General features: G+C 63.8%; 20 protein-coding genes and 1 pseudogene. 11 read left to right on the top strand and 10 right to left on the bottom strand.

Annotated elements, in window-relative coordinates:
• Positions 1-6 precede the first annotated feature (6 nt).
• Genes VMR39_RS15875 through VMR39_RS15865 form a run of 3 tightly spaced genes read right to left on the bottom strand, consistent with a single transcriptional unit; the run spans position 7 to position 2,590 of the window.
• The gene (locus VMR39_RS15875) at positions 7-792 is read right to left on the bottom strand and encodes a GDSL-type esterase/lipase family protein (RefSeq protein ID WP_325416905.1); all 786 of its coding nucleotides are present in this window, start codon (positions 790-792) and stop codon (positions 7-9) included.
• Complete coding sequence (locus VMR39_RS15870) at positions 789-1,757, bottom strand: alpha/beta hydrolase (protein ID WP_325416904.1); 969 nt, start codon at positions 1,755-1,757, stop codon at positions 789-791. Before VMR39_RS15870 ends, VMR39_RS15875 begins: the two co-directional genes overlap by 4 nt.
• Complete coding sequence (locus VMR39_RS15865; RefSeq protein WP_325416903.1) at positions 1,754-2,590, bottom strand: IclR family transcriptional regulator; 837 nt, start codon at positions 2,588-2,590, stop codon at positions 1,754-1,756. The genes VMR39_RS15870 and VMR39_RS15865 overlap by 4 nt, the downstream gene beginning before the upstream one ends.
• A 195-nt stretch (positions 2,591-2,785) precedes the next feature.
• On the opposite strand from VMR39_RS15865, the gene VMR39_RS15860 reads away from it, so the two are divergent.
• From VMR39_RS15860 to VMR39_RS15820, 9 genes and pseudogenes are all read left to right on the top strand, one after another.
• Positions 2,786-5,485, top strand: a complete 2,700-nt coding sequence (locus VMR39_RS15860) for a TonB-dependent receptor (RefSeq protein ID WP_325416902.1) — start codon at positions 2,786-2,788, stop codon at positions 5,483-5,485.
• Positions 5,486-5,581: 96 nt separating this feature from the next.
• Positions 5,582-6,817 (top strand): L-fucose:H+ symporter permease, encoded by a 1,236-nt coding sequence (gene fucP, locus VMR39_RS15855; protein WP_325416901.1) that lies wholly within the window; start codon positions 5,582-5,584, stop codon positions 6,815-6,817.
• Positions 6,814-7,773: pseudogene (locus tag VMR39_RS15850) on the top strand (aldo/keto reductase); the annotation flags it as partial. The gene fucP and the pseudogene VMR39_RS15850, both read left to right, overlap by 4 nt.
• Positions 7,774-7,782: 9 nt before the next feature.
• Positions 7,783-8,091 carry a UxaA family hydrolase gene (locus tag VMR39_RS15845; RefSeq protein WP_325416920.1) on the top strand — a complete coding sequence of 103 codons (309 nt, stop codon included), beginning with the start codon at positions 7,783-7,785 and terminating at the stop codon, positions 8,089-8,091.
• Complete coding sequence (locus VMR39_RS15840) at positions 8,088-9,290, top strand: UxaA family hydrolase (RefSeq protein WP_325416900.1); 1,203 nt, start codon at positions 8,088-8,090, stop codon at positions 9,288-9,290. Before VMR39_RS15845 ends, VMR39_RS15840 begins: the two co-directional genes overlap by 4 nt.
• Positions 9,263-10,018 carry an SDR family oxidoreductase gene (locus VMR39_RS15835; protein ID WP_325416899.1) on the top strand — a complete coding sequence of 252 codons (756 nt, stop codon included), beginning with the start codon at positions 9,263-9,265 and terminating at the stop codon, positions 10,016-10,018. The genes VMR39_RS15840 and VMR39_RS15835 overlap by 28 nt, the downstream gene beginning before the upstream one ends.
• Positions 10,018-10,362 (top strand): L-rhamnose mutarotase, encoded by a 345-nt coding sequence (locus VMR39_RS15830; protein WP_325416898.1) that lies wholly within the window; start codon positions 10,018-10,020, stop codon positions 10,360-10,362. Before VMR39_RS15835 ends, VMR39_RS15830 begins: the two co-directional genes overlap by 1 nt.
• A gap of 8 nt (positions 10,363-10,370) precedes the next feature.
• A complete protein-coding gene (locus tag VMR39_RS15825) occupies positions 10,371-11,981 on the top strand; it encodes a DUF5597 domain-containing protein (protein ID WP_325416919.1) in 1,611 nt (536 codons plus the stop codon).
• A gap of 202 nt (positions 11,982-12,183) precedes the next feature.
• Positions 12,184-14,055 (top strand): bifunctional sugar phosphate isomerase/epimerase/4-hydroxyphenylpyruvate dioxygenase family protein, encoded by a 1,872-nt coding sequence (locus tag VMR39_RS15820; protein WP_325416897.1) that lies wholly within the window; start codon positions 12,184-12,186, stop codon positions 14,053-14,055.
• A gap of 19 nt (positions 14,056-14,074) precedes the next feature.
• Here the strand turns inward: VMR39_RS15820 and VMR39_RS15815 are convergent, their stop codons facing one another.
• The 5 genes from VMR39_RS15815 to VMR39_RS15795 all read right to left on the bottom strand — a co-directional run bounded on the left by VMR39_RS15815 (position 14,075) and on the right by VMR39_RS15795 (position 19,624).
• Complete coding sequence (locus tag VMR39_RS15815; protein ID WP_325416896.1) at positions 14,075-15,388, bottom strand: carbohydrate porin; 1,314 nt, start codon at positions 15,386-15,388, stop codon at positions 14,075-14,077.
• Entirely contained in the window at positions 15,385-16,281 is an 897-nt protein-coding gene (locus tag VMR39_RS15810) for a shikimate dehydrogenase (protein WP_325416895.1), read from the bottom strand. The genes VMR39_RS15815 and VMR39_RS15810 overlap by 4 nt, the downstream gene beginning before the upstream one ends.
• Before the next feature lie 27 nt (positions 16,282-16,308).
• Positions 16,309-17,514, bottom strand: coding sequence for an MFS transporter (locus VMR39_RS15805; RefSeq protein WP_325416894.1), 1,206 nt, complete (start codon positions 17,512-17,514; stop codon positions 16,309-16,311).
• Between the two features lie 299 nt (positions 17,515-17,813).
• Positions 17,814-18,719, bottom strand: a complete 906-nt coding sequence (locus VMR39_RS15800) for a LysR family transcriptional regulator (protein ID WP_325416893.1) — start codon at positions 18,717-18,719, stop codon at positions 17,814-17,816.
• Complete coding sequence (locus VMR39_RS15795; RefSeq protein WP_325416892.1) at positions 18,713-19,624, bottom strand: ROK family protein; 912 nt, start codon at positions 19,622-19,624, stop codon at positions 18,713-18,715. The genes VMR39_RS15800 and VMR39_RS15795 overlap by 7 nt, the downstream gene beginning before the upstream one ends.
• A 213-nt stretch (positions 19,625-19,837) precedes the next feature.
• Here VMR39_RS15795 and maiA point away from each other — a divergent pair, with 213 nt between their 5' ends.
• Positions 19,838-20,476 carry a maleylacetoacetate isomerase gene (maiA, locus tag VMR39_RS15790; protein WP_325416918.1) on the top strand — a complete coding sequence of 213 codons (639 nt, stop codon included), beginning with the start codon at positions 19,838-19,840 and terminating at the stop codon, positions 20,474-20,476.
• An 11-nt stretch (positions 20,477-20,487) separates the two neighbouring features.
• On the opposite strand, the gene VMR39_RS15785 is transcribed toward maiA, so the two are convergent.
• Positions 20,488-21,027, bottom strand: coding sequence for a Crp/Fnr family transcriptional regulator (locus tag VMR39_RS15785; protein ID WP_325416917.1), 540 nt, complete (start codon positions 21,025-21,027; stop codon positions 20,488-20,490).
• On the opposite strand from VMR39_RS15785, the gene VMR39_RS15780 reads away from it, so the two are divergent.
• The gene (locus tag VMR39_RS15780) at positions 20,962-21,156 is read left to right on the top strand and encodes a hypothetical protein (RefSeq protein ID WP_325416921.1); all 195 of its coding nucleotides are present in this window, start codon (positions 20,962-20,964) and stop codon (positions 21,154-21,156) included. The genes VMR39_RS15785 and VMR39_RS15780 overlap by 66 nt on opposite strands.
• A 323-nt stretch (positions 21,157-21,479) precedes the next feature.
• On the opposite strand, the gene VMR39_RS15775 is transcribed toward VMR39_RS15780, so the two are convergent.
• A partial coding sequence (locus tag VMR39_RS15775; RefSeq protein WP_325416891.1) for a hypothetical protein occupies positions 21,480-21,733 on the bottom strand: 254 nt, incomplete at its 5' end.

Genomic DNA, 21,733 nt, shown 5'->3' with positions numbered 1-21,733 from the left:
CCTCCCTTATTGCTTCAGCGCCTGTTCGATCGCCCGATCGGCAATCGGCGCCATCACGGCATAGCCGTTATCGAGCGGATGCACGCCGTCCTGCGTATAGGCGGCTGCCATCAGCCCGTTCCGGTCGACCAGTGCGGCATGATAGTCGGCAAAGCCGTAACCCCGCTCGGTACAGAAAGCGCGCAGCCAGCCATTGAGCGCCACCAGTTGCGCGGGCTTTCGGTCCTTCACCACGTCCCGTGCGGCCTCGGTATAATTATTCACCGGCAGGATCGAGCCAAACACGACCTTGATATGATGGGCGTCGGCCAGATCGGCCATGGTTTCCCAATTGGCCTCGATCTGTTCGGGCGTTTCCTGTTGCAGGAACCCCTGTATGTCGTTGATGCCCGCCAGGATCACCACGACGTTCGGCTTCAGCGCGACCACATCCTGATGGAAGCGCAGCAGCATCTGCGCCGTCACCTGACTGCCGATGCCGCGATTGACATAGGGTTTGCCGGGGAAGCTGGCTGCGAGGTTCCAGCGGTCGGTGATGGAATCGCCCAGAAACACCACGCGTTGCTCGCCGGGCTTGGGCGCGGGCAGGGCGGCATTGGCGGGCGCGTAGAGATAGCGCTCGCCGAAATCCTGCATCAGGCTGGGCACCAGTTTGGCGCGGAAGGGGCCAAGCCATGGTCCCCAATCCTTTTCCGCCACGGTGCGGCGTTCAGGCGAACTTTGATACTGATCGGGCGCAGCCTGTGCTGCACCAGCCGTCAGCAGGAGCAAGAGCGGCAAAGCACGCATCATGCCGGGATCAGCCCATGCCGGGCGCCGAAGGTCGTAAACAGCTCCGGCCAGGCGGACGCCTGCATCGCCTTGGGCAGGCGCGTGCCGAAACCATGGCCGCCGTCTTCGAAGATATGGAGCGCGACTGGCCGCTTCGCCGCTTCCATCGCCTGGAACAGGGCGATGCTGTTGGCGGGCGGCACCAGCCCGTCGTCGGTCGCGTGGACGAGAAAGATGGGCGGTGTGCTGGCGTCTACGCCCATCTCGACCGACCGGGCGCGACGCATTTCCGTAGGCACGCCCTCGCCCAGCAGATTGTCGCGCGATCCGCCATGGGTGAAGGGCGCGTCAAGGCTGACAACCGGATAGATCAGACCGGCGATATCGGGACGGGCATCCTCCCGGTCGGCGGCGTCGATGGGGGTGTAAACTGTCACGCCATGCCGGGTGGCCAGCGATCCCGCCAGATGCCCGCCCGCCGAGAAGCCAAGGACGCCGATATGGCTTTTGTCGACACCGAACTGGACAGCTCCGGCGCGTATGATTCGCATTGCGCGCTGGGCATCCTGCAACGGCACATCCTCGCGCCGCGTCCAGCCTTCGCCCGGCAGGCGATAGAGCAGGATGAAGGCGGTGATGCCGCGCGCATTGAGCCATGCGGCCTGGCTGGTGCCCTCATTGTCATAGGACAGGAAGCCATAGCCGCCACCCGGCACTATCAGCATCGCCGCGCCATTGGGGCGGGCGGGACGGCGCACGACCAGGACCGGCCGGGCGATACCCGTCACCCAGCGGTCGGGTTTGGTCGGGTCTTTGGACTGGTCGTCGATCTTGCGGACGATCCGCGCGCCGGTGTCGCCGGGCGGCGTGCCGGGCCACAGTTGGATGATTTCGTCGCTAGCCGATGTCTGCGCGGACGACACGCCGGGCAGGGCGGCAAGCCCGGCGGCGGCGATCAGGGCGGAACGGCGGTCGATCATGGTCATTGGTCTGCTCCGAGGCTGCGCGTCGGTATCGCCATGATCGGCGACATGGCCGCGCCGATCGCATGGGCTGCGTCGCGCACCATCTCGCCACAATCGTCCAATGTCGCCCGGTTCGCGGCGCCGTCGACGAACGGCATGGTGAGCGCTGCGCGGGCGATGCCGCCGATCAGGATCGGCGCGGAAAGGTCGGTGATGCCCGTCAGCATCGGGCTGGGTGCGATCGCGCCGCCCGTCCCAACGGTCGCTTCGAGCCGCGCGATCAATTCAGCTTCGTCCAGCGCCTCGTCGGTCGCGCGAATGTCCGCCAGCATCGCAGCGCGCGCATCGGGCGACTGGAAGGCAAGCAGGATACGGCCGCTGTTGGAGCGATGCAGCGGCCGCTTGTAGCCGACGCGCACGGCAAAGCCCGACAAGCCGGGTGCCTCGATCGCAATGATGACGACCATTTCCGCCCCCGATGCGACGGCAAGGTGGCAGCTCTGCCCCGCCTTGCGCGCCAGATCCTGCATTACCGGCAGGGCGGTGGAGGCAAGGTCACGAATCGGCGGCTGGCTCATGCCCAGCGCGAAGAGGCGATTGGTCAGGCGATAGCCTTCCTCGTCCCGCGCGATATAGCCATGCTCTTCCAGCACCTGAAGCATGCGGAAGATTTCGCTAACCGACCGGCCGAGCGCCACGGAAATATCGGACATGATCAAAGGCTCGCTCGCGCTGGCGAGAAGTTCCAATATTTCCAGACCCTTGGTGAGCGCGGGTGCCTGATAGCGCGCCTTGCCGGTCATGTCTCTCCCCTCCCGAATGCGCCACTTCGGCTCGTCGAAGCACGGCGTCATGTTAGCGCTCTCCTACACATTATCCACATATGAAATCAATTTTTATATTTCATAATTTGAAATGTGGGAGTAATGGAGCGGCGTCTTGGTACCGCTCCCAATGCGGGTCGAGACATGAAAGGGAAATGTTTTCGGCCGCTTTGCGCGGCGAATCGATCAGCGCTCCGACCCAGGGGCCAGGGAGAGGAAGGTTCCATGAAGAAGATTCACATGCCGCGTCGCGCTGCGCTTTTGGCGGGTATTTCCATCGCCAGCATCACGCTTGGCTGCACTGCCCAAGCACAGGACGCCACGGCGCCGGATCAGGCGGCCGCTTCTGCGGATGAAGGAGACATCGTTGTCACCGGCGTGCGCGCCAGCCTTTCCAGCGCCCAGTCGATCAAGCGCAATTCCGACGTCATCGTCGATTCCATCGTCGCGGAAGACATTGGCAAGCTGCCCGACCGCAACGTCGCCGAAGCGTTGCAGCGCATCCCTGGCATTCAGGTCCAGCGCCAATATGGTGAAGGCAGCTCGGTCGCGATCCGCGGCCTGACGCAGGTCCGCACCGAACTCAATGGCCGCGACATCTTCACCGCCAGCGGTGCGAACCAGCTGAGCCTGGAAGATATTCCATCCGAACTGCTCGCCGGCATCGACGTCTACAAGAACCCGTCGGCCGACCTGATCGAGGACCAACTGTCCGGCACGATCAATTTCCGCACCCGCAAGCCGTTCGACTTTGACGGCTTCAAGGCGGCGGCGACGCTGACGCAGAGCCATTTTGATCTGGTCGACAAATACAAGCCGTCGGCCTCGCTGATGCTCAGCGATCGCTGGGACACCAGCATCGGCGAGATCGGCATCCTTGCGAGCGTTTCCTTCCAGAAGACCGCCTTCCGTCAGGATACGATCTCGACCGAGCCTTTCTACACGCTCGATCCCGCCAATGCCGCGGACGCCGCCGTGCTGACAACGCTGGGCCGCACCGGCCAGACGACGACCCTGCCGCACGGAACCGGTATCGGCGAAGTCTATGGCGATCGCCGCCGTCTGGGCACCGACGTGTCGGTCCAGTGGCGCCCTAGCGACACGTTGGAGCTGACCGCCGAAGTCTTCCGCTCGGACTATAAGTTCCGCTTCGACGACTACAGCTTCTTCGCCTACACCTCGACCAGCGCGATCCAGCCGCAGCCGGGGGCTCCCTTCACCTATTCCGACAATGGCGATTTCCAGAGCGGCACCTTCATCGACCTGCCGGTCGGCAACAATACCAGCGCGCAGACTCGCCGGTCGAAGACGACCGACTATTCGCTGAACCTGAAGTGGAAGCCGACGGATCGTCTGACCGTGACCGCCGACGGCCAATATGTCGATGCGAAGACCAAGAATTTGCGTTCGATCTTCGGACTCAACGGCACGGCCGATACGCTGTACCAGGATATTTCGGGTTCGATTCCGGTCGTGAATATCGGTTCGGCTACCGGCCTCACCAATCCCGCGACCTATAACAGCGCCTTCTATCTCGACAATCTCAACGAGTCGAAGGCGTCGGACAAGACCGCCCGTCTGGACGCCGAATATCGCTTCGATGCTGGTATATTGTCGTCGATCAAGGCCGGCATCCGCTTTGCCGACCGCAAGAACCGGACGATCGATACCGGTTATCGCTACACCGATCTGTCGGGTATTCCGACCGAATTGGAAAATGTCGACCTGAGCGACTTTTTCCGTGGCGACGCCGATCTGTTCGGCGACATCATCGCCTTCAACCGTGGCATCATCCGCAACTATCAGCAGACGCTCGACACGCTGGGCATCGCCGGCGCGCCGGCCTATGTCCAGAGCGGCACCAACGAACAGCGGCAGAAGACCTATACGGGCTACGCAACCGCCTTCTTCAAGACCGATCCTGTCGACGGCAATATCGGCGTCCGCGTCGTCCGTACCGATCTGGACGTGTCGGGCTATTATCAGCAGACCCCGATCATCCAGAACCCGGATGGAACCGAGACCAATGGACCGACCGTGTTCAACCCGATCGCCGTGTCGCGCAGCTATACCTCGGTCCTGCCGAGCCTGAACCTGCGCGTTCATCTGATGGACAATCTGCAACTGCGTCTGGCGGCGGCAAAGAATATCTCGCGGCCTAACTTCACTCAGTTGAACCCGAGCCTCACCATCACCGAGCCGGGCAGCGCGCAGCAGAACCAGGTGCATACCACCAGCGGCGGCAATCCCTACCTCAAGCCGATGAAGTCGGACAATCTGGACGCATCGCTGGAATGGTATTTCTCGCGGACTGGATCGCTGACGGCGGCCGCCTTCTACAAGAATATCAAGAACTACATTCAGACGGCGGTGTCGACCCGCAACGTCACTTTCGGCAATGGCAACAGCTATGACTATGAAGTGACGTCCTACAACAATGTCGCCAAGGGCAAGGTGAAGGGCTTCGAACTGGCCTATCAGCAGTTCTTCGACTTCCTGCCCGGACCGCTGAGTGGCCTCGGTATGCAGGCGAACTTCACCTATGTCGACTCGCAGGCGCCGTCGCCCGCGACTTCCGGCCCGGTGACGAACGTGCCGCTGGAACTGCTGTCCAAATATAATTACAATCTGGTCGGCATATACGAGCTGGGCGGTCTGTCGGCGCGCGTCGCCTACAACTGGCGCAGCAAATATGTCGTGACGACCGCGGGCAACGGCACGGGCAACCTGCCGATCTTCAACAAGTCGTTCGGTCAGCTCGACGCGTCGATCAGCTATAATGTGACGCCGCAATTCGCGCTGGCGATCGACGGTACAAACCTGACCAACACGCGTCGCAGCACCTATTTCGGCATCGATACCCGTCCGCGCGACGTGGTGGTGAACGACCGTCGCATCAGCCTGACCGCCCGGATCACCTATTGATCCATCATGCGGGCGTTCTTAGCGTCCCCTCCCTGGCAGATCGGACCCATAAAAAAGGGCCGGTCTGCCCGTTCAGGGAAAAGAGAGGATGGGCCGATGCAAATGCAAGGGGTAGTGCCAGGGGCCGGGGGCAAGCGCAGCAGCCGCGCGGCGACGGTCCTGACCACGGGACTCTTCTTCCTGTGGGGGATGGCGAACAATCTCAATGATGTGCTGATCGCGCATTTCCGGCAGACCTTCGCCCTGTCTGATTTCCAGTCGGGTCTGGTCCAGTCGGCCTTCTACCTCGGCTATTTCTGCTTTGCCATTCCGGCCGCGCTGGCGGCGGAGCGGCTCGGGTACAAGGCGACGGTGATTCTCGGCCTGATCCCTTTCGGCGGGGGGGCGTTGCTGTTCCTGCCGGCATCGATGCAGCTGAGCTACGGCTTCTTCCTCTTCGCCCTCTTCGTTATTGCGAGCGGCCTTGCTTTCCTGGAGACGGCGGCCAATCCCATGGTCGCGGTGATGGGGCCGCCGGACAGCGCGGCGCAGCGACTGAATCTGGCGCAGGCCTTCAATCCCCTCGGCTCTATCACTGGCGTCGCGCTGGGCGCGACCTTCATCCTGTCAGACGGGCCGGGGCAGGGGGCTGCGGGCGCCGTTGCCGTCCAGTTGCCCTATCTCGGCATTGCGCTGGTCGTTCTCAGCTGGGCGGTGGTGCTGGCTTTCACTCGGTTTCCGTCGTCCGCGACCGAAGCGGGATCGGGCGACGGTGCGCCGTCGGGTGCCTATGGCGCGCTGTTGCGGCGCCCCCGCTATCTGGCGGGCGTTGCCGCGCAATTCTTCTATGTCGGCGCACAGGTCGGTATCTGGAGCTATCTGATCCGTTATGCGGAAAGCGCGCTGCCGGGAATCGGGGCGCAGAAGGCGGCCTGGCTGCTGACGCTGTCGCTGGCGCTCTTCATGATCGGCCGCTTCGTCGGCGCGGCGCTGCTGGCGCGGTTCGACGGCGCGCGGCTGATGGCGCTTTTTGCCATGATCAACATCGGGTTGTCGGTGGTGGCTGTCGCTGGGGGCATTGTCGGCCTCGCGGCACTGGTGGCGACCAGCTTCTTCATGTCGATCATGTATCCCACCATCTTCGCCCTGTCGCTGCGCGACCTCGGCCCGTTGACCAAGGCAGGGGCTTCGATGATCGTCATGGCCATCATCGGCGGTGCGGTGCTGACCATGGCAATGGGGCTGGTGTCCGATCTCGCCGGGACGATCCGCGCCGCCATGCTGGTTCCGGCGGCCTGCTTCGCCGTCGTCATGATCTACGCCCGCGCCGCGCGGCGGGGAGGCGCGGCATGATCCCGACATTGGGCATGGGCACGGCGCCCATCGGCAACCTCTATCGCGTCGTGAGCGAGGCGGAGGCGCGGGCGACGCTCGATGCCGCCTGGGAGGCGGGCATTCGCTATTATGACACGGCGCCGCATTATGGCTTCGGCCTCGGCGAACGGCGGCTGGGCGCGATGCTGGCGGAGCGCGATCTGACCGGCGAGGCGATCGTCTCGACCAAGGTCGGCCGTTTGCTGGTGCCGACCGATGCCACCGGCCAGCGGCACGGCTTCGTCGATGCCGATCCGTTCGAGCCGCTGTTCGATTACAGCCATGACGCCGTGTTGCGATCTTTCGAGGGAAGTTGCGGGCGCTTGCGCCGCAGCCGGATCGACCTGTTGCTCGCCCATGACCTCGGCCGCCTGACCCATGGCGATGCGCATTCGGATCACCTGCGCGCCTTCCTGAATGGCGGCTATCGCGCGATGCGGGATTTGCGCGACAGCGGCGCGGTCGGGACGATCGGCATCGGCGTCAATGAAGTCGCGATCTGCGACGAACTGCTCGATCATGTCGAACTGGACATGATCCTGCTGGCAGGACGCTACACCTTGCTGGACCGGAGCGCCGAGCGTCTGCTGGCGCGCTGCTCAGAACTTGGCGTCCGGCTGATCGTCGGTGGTCCCTATAATAGCGGCATATTGGCGCGCGACCTCGATGGTCCGCTGCATTTCGACTATGCCACGCCCAGTGCGGAGGTTGTGGACAAGGCGCAGCGGCTGGCACAGGTCTGTGTCGACTTCGCCGTCGCCCTGCCTGCCGCAGCCCTGCAATTCCCGCTGCGCCATCCGCAGGTCGTGAGCGTCATTCCGGGCCTGGTCGGGACGGACCAGGTCGCCGACACCATGGCGCGCATGGCCGCGCCGCTCCCCGAACCGCTCTGGCCCGCACTCGACGCGGCGCTCGATCCCGATCCTCCCCTGAAAGGTCCGGCCATGTTGCAGGACGACGCGCGGCTGATCCTGCTGCATCCAGACGATAATGTGCTGATCTGCGTCCGTACGATCGAGACGGGCGATATCCTCCCCGCCTCGGGTGGCACCATTCCCGCGCGGGAGGGCATCGCGATCGGTCACAAGGTCGCGCGCGTGCCGCTGAAGGCCGGCGACAAGGTGGTCAAATATGGCGCCCCGATCGGGTCGATGACCGCCGATGCCGGGACGGGGGACTGGGTTCACATGCACAATATGAAGAGCGACTATATCAGCAGCCATACGCGCACCGCGCTGGAGGAGGGGGCATGATCCAGGCCTGGCTCCGGCAGGATGGGCGCAAGGGTATCCGCAATGTCGTCGCGGTCGCCTATCTGGTCGAATGCGCGCATCATGTCGCGCGACGGATCGTCGACAAGGCCGACGATCCTGACGTCCAGTTGATCGGCTTTCCCGGCTGCTATCCCAATGCCTATGCCGCCAAGGTGATGGAGGCGATCGCTACCCATCCCAATGTCGGCGGGCTGGTGATCGTGTCGCTGGGGTGCGAGAGCTTCAACCGTGAGCGGTTGCTGGCCGTGGCGCGGGCGAGCGGCCGTCCGGCCGAGCTGCTGGTTATTCAGGAGACCGGCGGCACCGCCGCGACCATCGCGGCTGGGCTGGAGGCGGTAGAGCGGGTGCGCGCCGCGGTCGCCGATGCGCCGCGCGTGCCGATGGGCGTGGAGGAGCTGATCGTCGGCACCATATGCGGCGGATCGGACGGGACCAGCGGTATCACCGCCAATCCGGCGGTCGGCCGCGCCTTCGACCGGCTGGTGGCGGACGGCGCGGCCTGCATCTTCGAGGAGACGGGCGAACTGGTCGGTTGCGAGACGATCATGGCCGACCGTGCGCGTACGCCCGAACTGGCGGTCGCGATCGAGCAATGCGTGCAGAAGGCCGAGCGCTACTACACCATCATGGGCTTCGGCAGCTTCGCGCCGGGCAATGCGGAAGGGGGCCTCACCACGCAGGAGGAAAAGTCGATGGGAGCCTATAGCAAGTCGGGTTCCTCGACCATCGACGGCATATTGAAGCCAGGCGACGTGCCGCCGGCGGGCGGCCTCTATCTGCTGGACGTGGTGCCCGATGGCGAGCCGCGCTTCGGCTTCCCCAATATTTCGGACAATGCCGAGATCGTCGAACTGATCGCCTGCGGCGCGCATCTGACCCTGTTCACCACCGGACGGGGATCGGTGGTCGGATCGGCCATTTCGCCGGTCATCAAGATCTGCGCCAATCCCGACACCGGCCGCCGCCTCGCTGCCGACATGGACGTCAATGCGGGCCGGATCCTGGAAGGCGACGCGACGCTGGAACAGGTGGGCACGGAAATATACGACAAGGTGCTCGCCATCGCGGCGGGTGAGCGCAGCATTTCTGAATCCCTTGGCCATCAGGAGTTTATTTTGACCTACAAGGCTTTCGATCCCATCGGTCCCGAATGTCTGCCCATCAGGACGCGCGCATGAGCGGGCGTCTCGACGGCAAGGTCGCGCTGATCACCGCGGCGGCGCGGGGCATCGGTCGGGCGACGGCGCAGCGTTTCGTGGCTGAGGGCGCGCGCGTGATCGCGACCGACCGGGACCTGGCTGCGCTGGAGGGGCTGGAAGGCTGCGACCTGCGCGCGCTCGATGCGACCGATGGCGCGGCGGTCCGGGCGTTGGCGGCGGAGGTCGGTCCGATCGACATCCTCGCCAACATCGCGGGCGTGGTCCATGCCGGCAATATCCTCGAATGCAGCCAGGAGGATTGGGACTTCGCCCTCTCGCTCAACATGACCGCCATGTATCACACGATCCGTGCCTTCCTGCCCGGCATGGTGGACAAGGGCGCGGGGGCGATCGTCAACATGTCGTCCATCGCCAGCTCCGTGAAGGGCATCCCCAACCGCTTCGCCTATGGCGCGAGCAAGGCGGGCGTCATCGGCCTGACCAAGGCGGTGGCCGCCGATTTCGTCGGGCAGGGCATCCGCTGCAACTGCATCTGCCCCGGCACGATCGACACGCCCTCGCTCCAGCAGCGCCTGCACGACACCGGCGATTATGAAGCCGCACAGGCCGCCTTCATCGCTCGCCAGCCCATGGGGCGCCTCGGCCGGGCGGAGGAGATTGCCGCGCTCGTCCTCTATCTCGCCAGCGATGAGGCCGCCTTCACCACCGGCGCGGTGCATGTGATCGACGGCGGCTGGGTCAACTGATGCGGCATATATTGCTGATCGATCTGGCCGACGATGCGCAGGCCATCGCCCAATATGAGGAGTGGCACGCATCCGGCGCGCTGCCGCCGGCGATCGGCACGAGCATCCGCGCTGCCGACGTCACCGCCATGGAGATTTACCGCAGCGGCAATCGCCTGGTCATGCTGATGGAGACCGGTCCCGGTTTCGACCCGGCGGCCAAGGCGGCGGCCGATGCCGCCAATCCGGCGATGCAAATCTGGGAAGCGCAGATGGATGGCGTCCAGCGACCGCTTTCCTGGGCAGTGCCGGATGCCAAATGGACCGAAGCAACCCGCATCTTCTCCCTCGACGAACAGCCCTGAAAGGCCCAATCATGAACCTTGCCCGGCTTCTGCTCGCCGCCACCCTCCTGTCCGCCACGCCTGCACTGGCGCAGGGCGACGTTCCCCATATCGAGACCAAGGCCGGCCGCCATGCGCTGATCGTCGACGGCGCGCCCTTCCTGATGCTGGGCGGGCAGGTCAATAACAGCAGCAACTATGCCGCGCCGCTGGAAAAGGTCTGGCCCGTGCTGGACCGGATCGGCGCCAATACGGTCGAGGTTCCGATCGCCTGGGAGCAGCTGGAACCGCAGGAGGGGAAGTTCGACTATGGCTTCGTCCAGACCCTGCTTAACGAGGCGCGCAAGCATGACAAGCGTATCGTCCTGCTCTGGTTCGGCGCTTGGAAGAATACCGGCCTTGCCTACACGCCAGACTGGGTGAAGCTCGACAATCGGCGTTTCCCGCGCATGAAGACGAAGGATGGCCAGGATCATGGCGTATTGTCGCCTCATGGCGCTGCGACGCTGGAAGCGGACAAGCGCGCCTTCCTGAAGCTGATGACCTATGTCCGCGATCATGACGCGCAGAATACGGTCATCATGGTGCAGCCGGAAAATGAGGTCGGCAGCTACAAGAACCCACGCGATTATGGCACAGCGGCGCAGAAGTTGTTCGACGGTCCGGTGCCCGCGGCGCTCACCAACGCCCTGAAGAAGCCGGCCGGCAACTGGACGGCCGTCTTCGGCGATCAGGCCGATCGCGTTTTCAACACATGGCACACGGCCCGCTATATCGAGGCGCTGGCGTCTGCGGGGAAGGCGATCAAGTCCCTGCCCATGTATGTCAACGCGTCGCTGGGCGATCCCTTTGCCAAGCCCGATCCGATGGCGCTGTCGAGCGGCGGGCCGCAGGGCGATGTCATCGACATCTGGAAAGCGGCCGCACCGTCGCTCGATTTTGCCGCGCCCGATATCTACGACCGGGCGAGCCGCAACGTCTTCAAGCATCTCGATCTCTACACCCGGCCCGACAATGCGCTGATGGTGCCGGAAATCGGCAATGCCGCCGAATATGCCCGCTATTTCTGGGCGACGCTGGGGCGCGGTGCGATCGGCTTCTCGCCCTTCGGCATGGATGGCACCGGCTATTATAATTATCCGCTGGGTGCCAAGAGTTTCGACGACGCGACGCTCGACGCGTTTGGCGACAAATATCGTGCGATAGCAACGGCACCATGGGCGAAGATCGCGTTCGAGCATCCGGTCTGGGGCACGGCCAAGCCCGATGATGGCGCGCCGACGAGCACCACCATGGGCGACTGGACCATCACGGCCAGCTTCGGCCAATGGCAGTTCGGCCAGCGCGAATGGTTCCCCAAGGCCGACCTGCCCGCATGGGCGACGGCGCCGACCGGTGGCATGGTGGTGGCGCAACTGTCCGCCAACGAATTTCTCTTTACCGGCGACCATGTGCGCGTGAACTTCGCAGCGAAGGAAGGCAGCGCGCCGGGCGGCATGGTGGTCAAGGTCGAGGAAGGCCATTTCGACAGGGGCGCGTGGGTCATGGACCGGGTCTGGAATGGCGACCAGACGGATTATGGGCTGAACCTGATCGACAAGCCGGTCTGGATCAAGGTGACGATGGGTCGTTATCGCTAGCGTGATTTCGAGGGAAATGGACCATTTCACGGCTCGGAAATCACGGAAAACAAAAGACACAGAGCCTGTTCCGCTTCGATCTGATCGGAGGAGGTTCTAAAAACGGAACATCCATAACGTCACGGCATGGGAGGGTGCATCACCCCCCCTTTATCGTCATGGCCATATGGGAGGATGATGGCGGCTCGACAAAGGAGCCGTCATGTCCAATGCCATCGCCACCGTTTCGCTCAGGGGTACGCTGGAGGAAAAGCTGCGCGCTGCGGCCGGGGCGGGCTTTGCCGGGGTCGAGATTTTCGAGAATGACCTGATCGGATCGTCCCTGTCCCCGCGCGACGTGCGGCGGATGCTGGATGATCTGGGCCTTGCCTGTATGCTATACCAGCCCTTCCGCGATTTCGAGGGGATGCCGGGCGCGCTTCGCCAGCGCGCCATGGACCGGGCGGAACGCAAGTTCGACCTGATGGGGGAACTTGGCGCGGATCGCATTCTTGTCTGCTCCAACTGCTCGCCGGTGTCGCTGGGCGAGCGTGAGCGCATCGTCGACGATTTCCGCGAACTGGGCGATCGTGCCGCGAAGCGCGGCGTCCTCGTGGGCTATGAGGCGCTGGCCTGGGGCCGCCATATATTCGACCATCGCGATGTCTGGTCGATTGTCGAGCAGGTCGATCATCCGAACATCGGCATCATCCTCGACAGCTATCATTCGCTGTCGCGCGGGATCCCGAGCGAGAGCATCCGCGACATTCGCGGCGACAAGATCGTCTTCGTCCAGTTGGCCGACGCGCCCTTGCTTGACATGGATCTGCTCTACTGGAGCCGCCATTTCCGCAACCTGCCGGGGCAGGGCGGGCTGGATGTCGAGGCCTATGTCGCCGAGATATTGCGCACCGGCTATGACGGGCCGCTGTCACTGGAAATCTTCAACGACCGCTTCCGGTCGAACAGCGCGGCGCTGGTGGCGGAGGACGGACATCGCTCGCTCGACTATGTGCGCGACGCGGCGCAGCGGCAGCTGGGGCAGGAGACGCACATGCCCGCGCCGCAGCCGGTGCTGGGCGCGGAGTTTGTGGAGTTCACCGCCGATGGCGCCAGTTCGGCGCGGCTCGGCAGCACCTTCGCATCACTCGGCTTCACGCTGGCGGGTGAGCATCGGCAGAAGAAGGTGACGCGCTGGCGGCAGGGCGGCGTGAACTTCGTCATCAATGCCGAACCCAAGGGGTTCGCCAGCGCCTATCGCAGCGCCCATGGCTCCTCCATCTGCGCGATCGGCGTGCGGGTGAAGGATAAGGCGGCCGTGCTGACGCGCGCGGCGGCGTTGGGGATAAAGGCCTATAGTCCCGAAGGGCGTCCGGGTCGCATGGCGATGCCTGCGTTGCGCGGGGTGGGCGGCAGCCTGGTCTATCTGATCGACGACAATGAGGTGGAAGGGCTTTGGGCGCGGGAGTTCGTGGCGTTCGATGTCGAACCGGACGCTCCAGTCCACACGCGCGGCTTCGATCATCTGGCCGCGGTCGTGCATGAGGATGAGTTCCTGTCCTGGCAGCTTTACTGGCGCGCCCTGTTCGGGCTGGAGGCGAAGGCAGCGCAGGATGTGATCGACCCGTCGGGGCTGGTCCTTAGTCAGGCGCTGCAATCCCTGGACAGCGGTTTCCGCGTGACGCTCAACGCCTCGGACGCACGCGAAACCCTGTCCTCGCGCTTTCTGGAACAGGGTATCGGCGGCGGCTATCAGCATGTCGCGCTCGGCACCGATGATATTTTCGCCACGGCGCAGGCGCTGCGCGACAGCGGTGCGGCCATGCTGACGATCCCGGCCAACTATCATGAGGATCTGGCGGCCCGCTTCGGCTTCGACGATGCGACGATCGCGCGTATGGCGGACCTCGGCATCCTCTATGACGAGGATGGCGACGGCAACGGCTTCTGGCAGCTTTACAGCCGCGCGTTCGACAAGTTGTTCTTCTTCGAGATCGTGCAGCGGACGCCCGGCTATGCCGGATATGGCGCGCCCAATGCCGGAGTCCGGCTGGCGGCACAGAATCGCTTCCGCGACGATATGGTCGTGGATTGATATCCACGACCATGGGGCATCACAGGATCAGCTTGACCGTCAGGCCGGCCACGACCGCATCGGCATAGCGGCTGGTCGCGCCGACGCGGTGGATATATTGCAGGTTGGGGCGCAGCAGCAGTGCGCGTGTCGCCTGCCAGCCGTAGAAGATCTCGCCGCTGGCTTCCCATGTCTGCACGTCGATCGCCTGCCCCAGCGATTGCTGGTCGCGCTGGCGATCGGAGATCCGCGGATTGACGCGAGCATAGACCAGTCCCAGACCGAAATTGTCCTTGGGCCGGCTATCCCACAGCCCGCGTGCGACGAAGCCGCCGCTCAGGAAGATGGGTACGCGCGCCGTATGCCGGTCCGACAGGGTGGCGGTACCGAACAGCGACAGGCCGCGATCGCCGGGACCGAAGCGGGCGATCATCTTTTCCGCCATGACCCAGGCGCTCCAGCGTTCCTGCCGCATGGCGGGGGACAGGCCGGACAGGACATAGCTGTCGCCATTGATGTCGTCGCGCACGTCTGCCCGATCGGTCGTGTCGATCAGGCCGCCGATGCGCACCAGCCCCGGCAGGCCGCCTTCCTTCTGGCCCGATTTCCATCCCAGTTCGACCGGAAAGACGAAGCTGTCGAAACGCGGCGCGAGTTGCCAGCCATTGCCGGTCTGGGCGCGGATGCTGTTTACTTCGAACGCGGCGACGGTGACGCTGAGGCCGCTGCCGATGTCCTGTCGGGCGCGGATGCCCCAGCGGGGGATAGGGAAGCCCGAAAAGCCGCTATTGTAGAACAGCGTCGTCGGGCGCGGGCAGAAGGCGAAATTCTGGAACTGGCAGCCCGAAGGCAAGGTCGCGAAGTCGTCGCCCGTATGATAGAGGCCGATCTTGAGCGCGGTCTTCCCGCCGTTCAACTGCTGTTCGTAGCTGAGTTCGGCCGGACGCAGATCCTGCCCGCCGCCGAACAATTCCTGCACCTCGAACAGGTTGCCAAGGCGAGTGGCGGTCAGATCCTGGCCCTTGCGATGGATGATGGTGGCGATGATCTTGCCGCCGTCGAGACCGAAGGTCTTGCCGGTATCCACCACGGCTGAGGCGAGCAGTTGCTGCGTATAGGCCGCACCCTGATCGCGCCCGCCGCTGATGGAGGCCGCGCTTTCCGACACATAGGAGAAAGTGAGGGTGACGCCCTTGTCCTTCAGCTTGGTGCGCCAGCCTGGTTTCGTGGCCGGAGGCGGGGGTGGCGTCTGCGGGCCGGCAGGCGGTCCTTGCAATTGCGGGGCTTCGCGGGCGGCGACCTGCACGGGCAGGACGATGGCCGGCGGCGGAACGGGTGGGGCGTCGGCGATCATGCAACGACGCTCCTCTGTGTGGCGCGATCGAAATCGGCGATCATGCGCTGGCTGTCGGGTTCGGAGCCGGTGAACAGGGCGAAGGCGTGCGCCGCCTGCATCACTGCCATGCCGCCGCCATTGAGCGTCGCGCAGCCCTTGGCCGCCGCAGCCTCCAGCAAGGTGGTTTGGAGCGGGAAATAGATGATGTCCGACACCCATTGATCGGGCGTCAGCAGATCGGGATCGAAGGGCAGGCCGGGATGGCTCAGCATCCCGATCGGGGACGTCTGAACCACACCGTCTGCGCCCGCAATTGCTTCGTCCGCGGTGAAGGCAATGCTGACATCCGTGGTGGGAAAGAGGCATCCAAGCCGATCGGCCAGAGTCTTGGCCCGTTCCCGCACCGGGTCGAAGATGACAAGCCGTGTCGCACCGAGATCGAGATGCGCATAGCCGACCGCCGCGGCTGCGCCGCCTGCGCCGATCAGGGCGACATGAGTGCGGGGGTGGTTGCCCAGACCAGCCAGGAAATGCGCGCGATACCCCGACCAGTCGGTGTTGTCGCCATGCGCTTTGCCATCGCGGAACAGGATGGTGTTGACTGCGCCCAGCGCCTTGGCTGCGTCGGACAGGCTGTCCATCAGCGGGATCACATCCTGCTTGAAGGGGTGGGTGACGTTGAGGCCGTCGAAACCCATCGTCCGCAGCATCGGCAGCAGCCGGGGCAGGTCGGCGGCGGCATAGTCCATCACCTCACCGTCGAGGATGCGATAGACCATGGTCAGGCCCAGCGCGCAGGCTTCCGTCTCATGCATGTCAGGACTGCGCGATCCGGCGATGCCGATGCCGATCAGTCCGCAGAGAATGGACGCACGGGACCGGCCCGTATTGCGCACGGGATGCTGGAACATGGGGACTATTTCCTTACAAAGACTGTTTCAGTCGGCCCTGGGCAGGCGGATCATCGCGGCGCAGATTCCGGCGAGAACTACCGGTACCGCGAAGATGCCGAAGATTACCGGCAGCGACACCTTTGCCGCCAGCAGGAAGCCGCCCAGCATCGGCCCGATCACCGCGCCGATACGGCCGACGCCCATGGCCCAGCCAATGCCGGTACCACGTGCTTCGGGCGGATAGAGGCTGGCCGCCAGCGGGTAGCAGCCATTGAAGCCACCTTGCACGAACACGCCGATCAGGAAGGCGGTGGCCAGCGTTGCAACCAGCGGCATGGCGACCGATCCGAACACCACCAGCGCAACCGCGGCCAGCGCCATATAGGTCAGGATCAGCTTGCGCAGGTCGAAGCGCATGGCGACCAGCCCGATCGAGGAGGTGCCGAAGAAGGCACCGATATTGTAGATCGCACCGGCATAGATGGCGTCCTTGGCCGGCAGGCCGGCCTCGACCGCCAGCTTGGGTATCCAGCTGATCACGAAATAGAGCGTCATGAAGCTGAAGATGATCGCCAGCCACAGCAGGATGGTGCTCGGTGCGCGGCCATCGCTCAGAAGGCCGCGCACACCGGCATGTTGGGCGGCGCTGACATTGCGCGGTGGCAGCGTGTCGAGGCGCGGCTGGCCGACCGAAACGAGCAGGCGGTTCGCCTTTTCCAGCGCGCCCACGGGCTGGCGGCTCAGGAGGAAGGCGATGGATTCGGGCAGCAGCAGCCACACCAGCGGAATGGCGGCAGCGCACAGGATCGCTGCGCCGAACAGCATCGCTTGCCAACCATGAGTCGCGACCTGGCTGGCGACGACGAAGCCGGTGATGGTCGCACCGACCGGATAGCCGGCCTGAAGGAAGCCCACGGCAAAGGTGCGATGTTTGGCTGGGGCGTATTCGGCCGTGAGCGCCGCCATGCTGGCCAGCACCGTACCGATGCCGATGCCGACGACGAAGCGGCTCGCGATCAGTTCGAAGATTGATGTCGCGATGCTCGACCCGAACATGGCAAGAGCCATCATGACGAGCGAGGCGAGGATGAGCTTGCGCCGGCCGAAGCGGTCGGCGAGCGGCGCGATCAGCAGGCCGCCGGCCGCCATGCCGGCCAGCCCTGCGCTGAACACCACGCCCAGGCTTTCGGGGCTGACCTGCCAGTCCGCTGACAGGGCCGGGGCGACATAGGACAGGATCAGTACGTCCATGCCGTCGAGCATGTTGAGGATGAAACAGATGGCGACGACCAGAATCTGGCGCGCGGTCCATGTCGAATCCGAGCCGGCGTCGCGGCGTTATCCACGGTCACATAGGGCCGCACGGATACCGTGCCGGTGGGGGAATAGCTGGCCATGGAAATGACGCCTTTCATCCTCTCGGGGGCATATCGCCCTTGTGCTACAAAGCTGCCCGGCGGCCTGTCGGCTTCTATTCTGCGGGTGTGCCTCAGTCCTCCTTTCCACAGGTTATTTCCACTAGTGGAATCTCGATCCTCTATGCCCTTATGTTATGTCTTGGGCGCACGTGGCAGGCCGATCAGGGCGGTCCGGGCAATCTCCTCGAACGTCTCGCCAATGATCGCGCGGGGCGATTCCAGATTGCGGTTAATATATACCGGAAGGACGCCGGGGTCTTCAAATTCCAGAAAGCGAACGGTGTCGGCATGGGGCTGCATCGCCGTGAAGCTGTCGACCAGTGCGATGCCCATGCCATTGGCGACGAAGGCTACGGCCGTTTCGGCGAAGCGGATATAGGTCGCGATTTCCAGCGTGCGTCCGGCGCGCGCGAACATGTCGGCGATCGCACGGCCATGCGGTGTATCGGGGCGGAAGGATTGCAATTGCTCATCGGCGATGTCGGCGACGCTGATTCGTTCGCTGGCCGCCAGCGGATGGCCGCTTGGCACGGCGCAGACCATGCGGCCGGTCCCGATCCGGCTCGACAATATGTTGGGATGGTCGATGGGGAAGACGCTCAGCGCATAATCGCCGCGTTGCAAAGCCAGATAGTCCGTCGCCTGCTCGACCGAAAGAATGTCGAACTGGATCGTCAGGCCGGGATAATTGGCCGTGAGGCGCGCCAGCATCGGCGGTACGATCGAATGACCGAGCGATGGCGATGCACCGACCCGGAACAACCTGTCCTCGCCCTTGGCCAGCCGCCGGATGACATGGGACAGGTCGTCGAACCCCTTGTAGATATGCTCGATCTCGTCGAACAGGATGCGCGCTTCCTGCGTCGGGACCAGCCGCCCACGGGTACGGTCGAAGAGGCGGAAATGCAGCCTGTCCTCCATATGCGCCAGCATCCGGCTCAATCCCGGCTGCGACGTGCCCAGCATGCGTGCGGCGCCGCTCACCGTCTTGGTGATCATGACCGCGCGAAACATCTCGATTTGCCTGACGGTCAGCATGTCGCCAGTACATCCAGCGCCAACGCGATTGCGCCGAGCGGGCCGGCCTGATCGCCCAGGGCGGGCGGGCGGACGATGGAGGCGATGCTGTCCGTCGTGACAAATGGCAGATAGCCGTTCAACTGTTCGACGACCCTGGACCGGACCCGCTCAAGCAGCGCTGCACGTCCGATGCCGACCCCTCCGCCGATCAGCACCTGCCGCGCAGCCGTCATCAACAACAGCGTGCTTACAAGTTGCGCTATGTCATGGGCGACATGATCCCAGCGAGGATCGTCAGCGGCGATCCGGTCGCCGGGCACACCGAAGCGCCTGGCCAGTGCGGGGCCGCTGACCAGCCCTTCGATGCAATCGCCGTGGAAAGGACATACGCCCTCGAAGTCGTCACCGGGGGCACGACGAATCCGGATATGCCCGACTTCGGGATGCATGGCGCCATGTAGCGGGCGGCCCTCCAGGGCAAAGCCGCCACCCAAGCCTGTCCCGATCGTCAGGTAACAAAGGCAATTGGATGAAGGGCTGGTTTCGGCGCCGGCGCCCCAGCGCAATTCGGCAAGGGCGGCGCCATTGACGTCGGTATCGATCAGGGCTGGACAGGGCAGGTCATGGGTCAGGGTGCCGAAAATATCGGCTCCACTCCAGCCCGGCTTGGGCGTGGGCAGCATCTGCCCGAAATCCAGCGCGGAACGGTCGAGCCTTATCGGACCGAAGGATGCGATGCCCAGCGCAGCGAATGGCTCCTCCGCCCACCAGTCCTTGAGGATGGAAGCCGCTGCGCCCAGCGTGTCGGCGGGCGACGTGGTCGCAACGGTTTCCCGCTGGAAAATCTGACGACCCCGCGCACGCAGGACAAACATTTTTGTCCCGCCCAATTCCACCCCGGCCAGCAGCGGTTCAGCCGTCATGAAGCATTGTCTCCTCTGTAGCCATCCGGCGATCGGGCCATATCATCGGGCGACAGCTTTGTGCAGATGCTTGGACCATATTGACGAATTCTGGCCATGCGCCGATCGTTCGCGTCGCAGGCAAGTCTTCTCGTGCAAACCGGTCTTCATTTTAGCGCCCCTTCCGGCCTATGCTCCGACATGATATTCGTTACGGGGAGATGATGTGTGACCATTCCGGCTGAACCGATACTTCATGGGTATTTTCGGTCGACCGCCTCCTATCGCGTGCGGATCGCGCTGAACCTGAAGGGTATCGCCTATGCCGACGCCTTCCATCATCTGCGCAAGGGGGAGCAGCATTCGCCCGATTTTCTGGCGCTCAATCCGCAGGGCTTCGTGCCCGCGCTGGAGATTGATGGTGCGGTGCTGACGCAAAGTCTGGCGATCTGCGAATATCTGGATGAAACGGTCGGCAGGCGGCAATTGCTCCCCCATGATCCGCTGCGTCGGTCCAGGGTGAGGGCCGCAGCACAGCTTATCGCCTGCGATATCCATCCCGTCCAGAATCTTAAAGTCCTTGATCGCCTGCGTGGGCTGGGTCTGGACGGACAGCAGGTGGCTGACTGGGCAAGGCAAGTGATCGACGAGGGGCTGGAGGCCTTCGACCGGCTGGTCGCTGGGGAAGACGGACCTTATTGCTTCGGTGATCAGGTGACGCTGGCGGATATCTGTCTGGTCGCGCAACTGGTCAACGCACGGCGCTTTCACGTTGATCTCCGCTGGCCAAGATTGGCGGAGATCGAGCAGGCCTGCCTGGCGTTGGAGGCGTTTCGCCGGGCGGCACCGCAGAATCAGCCGGATGCGGAGTGAAGTGAACAGGGTCAGACGATCAGGTCGCGGAGCATGCGAGGTGCGCGAATGACCAGCCTTCCGTCCTCGCGGCTTATGATGCCGCGGCGCGTCAAGGCCGTTACCGCGCGCGACGCGGTCTCCCGCGTGGTGCCAGCGCTCATAGCCAGCGTGGTGATCTGCGGAGCGGGATGAATATGATCCCGTCCGTCCGCGAGCGCCAGCAATTCGTTATAGACGCGCCCGGCGGCGCTGTATGTCGATCGCGTCGCCATCCGATCAAGCGCACGATCAAGCTGTCTGGCGAGCAGCCCCGCCATCCCTGCGCCAATCTGCGCATCGGTGGCTACCAGCGCAGCCAGCCCCAGCGTATCTGCACGAAGCAGAAGTGTGTCGACCTGCACCTCTATCTCGGCTCGATAGGTGGTGGCGCTGGGGTAGGCGCCGAAAAATTCGCCGGGCCCATGCCGCGCCAGTTGCTGACGCTGTCCTTCAAGGCCGAAGATTTGCATCGCGACCTGTCCTTCTACAACAAGCCAGCAATGGAAGGACGCCTCCCCCTGTCGCGCCAATATCTGTTTGGCAGCTACATTCTGCGGGTGAAAGACCTGCCGAAGCGACTCGGCGGCATCCCGGTCGCACCGGAAAACCGCTCCAATCACCTCAATCTGATCTTCCCGATTCAAGATTTGCGCCCCTGACATCGTTTTCTCGGTCTTAACCTCGGCATAACCCAATGTCCCGTCAGGAAAATAGCTCTGGCAAAAAAGATACGGACGAGGCGTGATCTTCATCACGGCATGAAGTTGCAGACCTGGACTAGGGTTGCGCCGCGACCCGAAGGTGACTCTTGGTAGAGCGCCTTTCTCCTTGGCCCGGAGGCCTATGCCTCCGGGCAATTTTCGTTTCGCGACTGCGATCAGTCTGATTGAGTTGATGACGGAGAACAGGACGCGCTGCGTATCGAGTTGATCCCGTCGTCACCCGCGCCATTACGCGATTGGAACAGTCAGAATGACTTGGCTCAGCCCTTGTTATCCTGCTCTTCCGGATCCTGCCGATTCGCTGGCGACCAATGACCGGGAAGATCGAGATAGGCGTCCAGTTCGCGCCAGTGTCGGTCCCAACCCGGACCGCGCCGTTCCGGCGGCACATGATGTTCGACCATGCGGCGGGCGCGCATAACCGGATTGTCCTCATTCGCGCGCAGGCGATCGAGAATGGATCGGATCGATAAAATGGTTTCGTCTGCCATCAACTTTGCCGTCGCATTTCGCG

Origin of the sequence: Sphingobium sp., assembly GCF_035511395.1 — a bacterium.
Classification (GTDB): Bacteria; Pseudomonadota; Alphaproteobacteria; order Sphingomonadales; family Sphingomonadaceae; genus Sphingobium.
The sequence above is the reverse complement of the archived record's forward strand: the minus strand, read 5'-3'. Positions and strand labels throughout refer to the sequence as shown.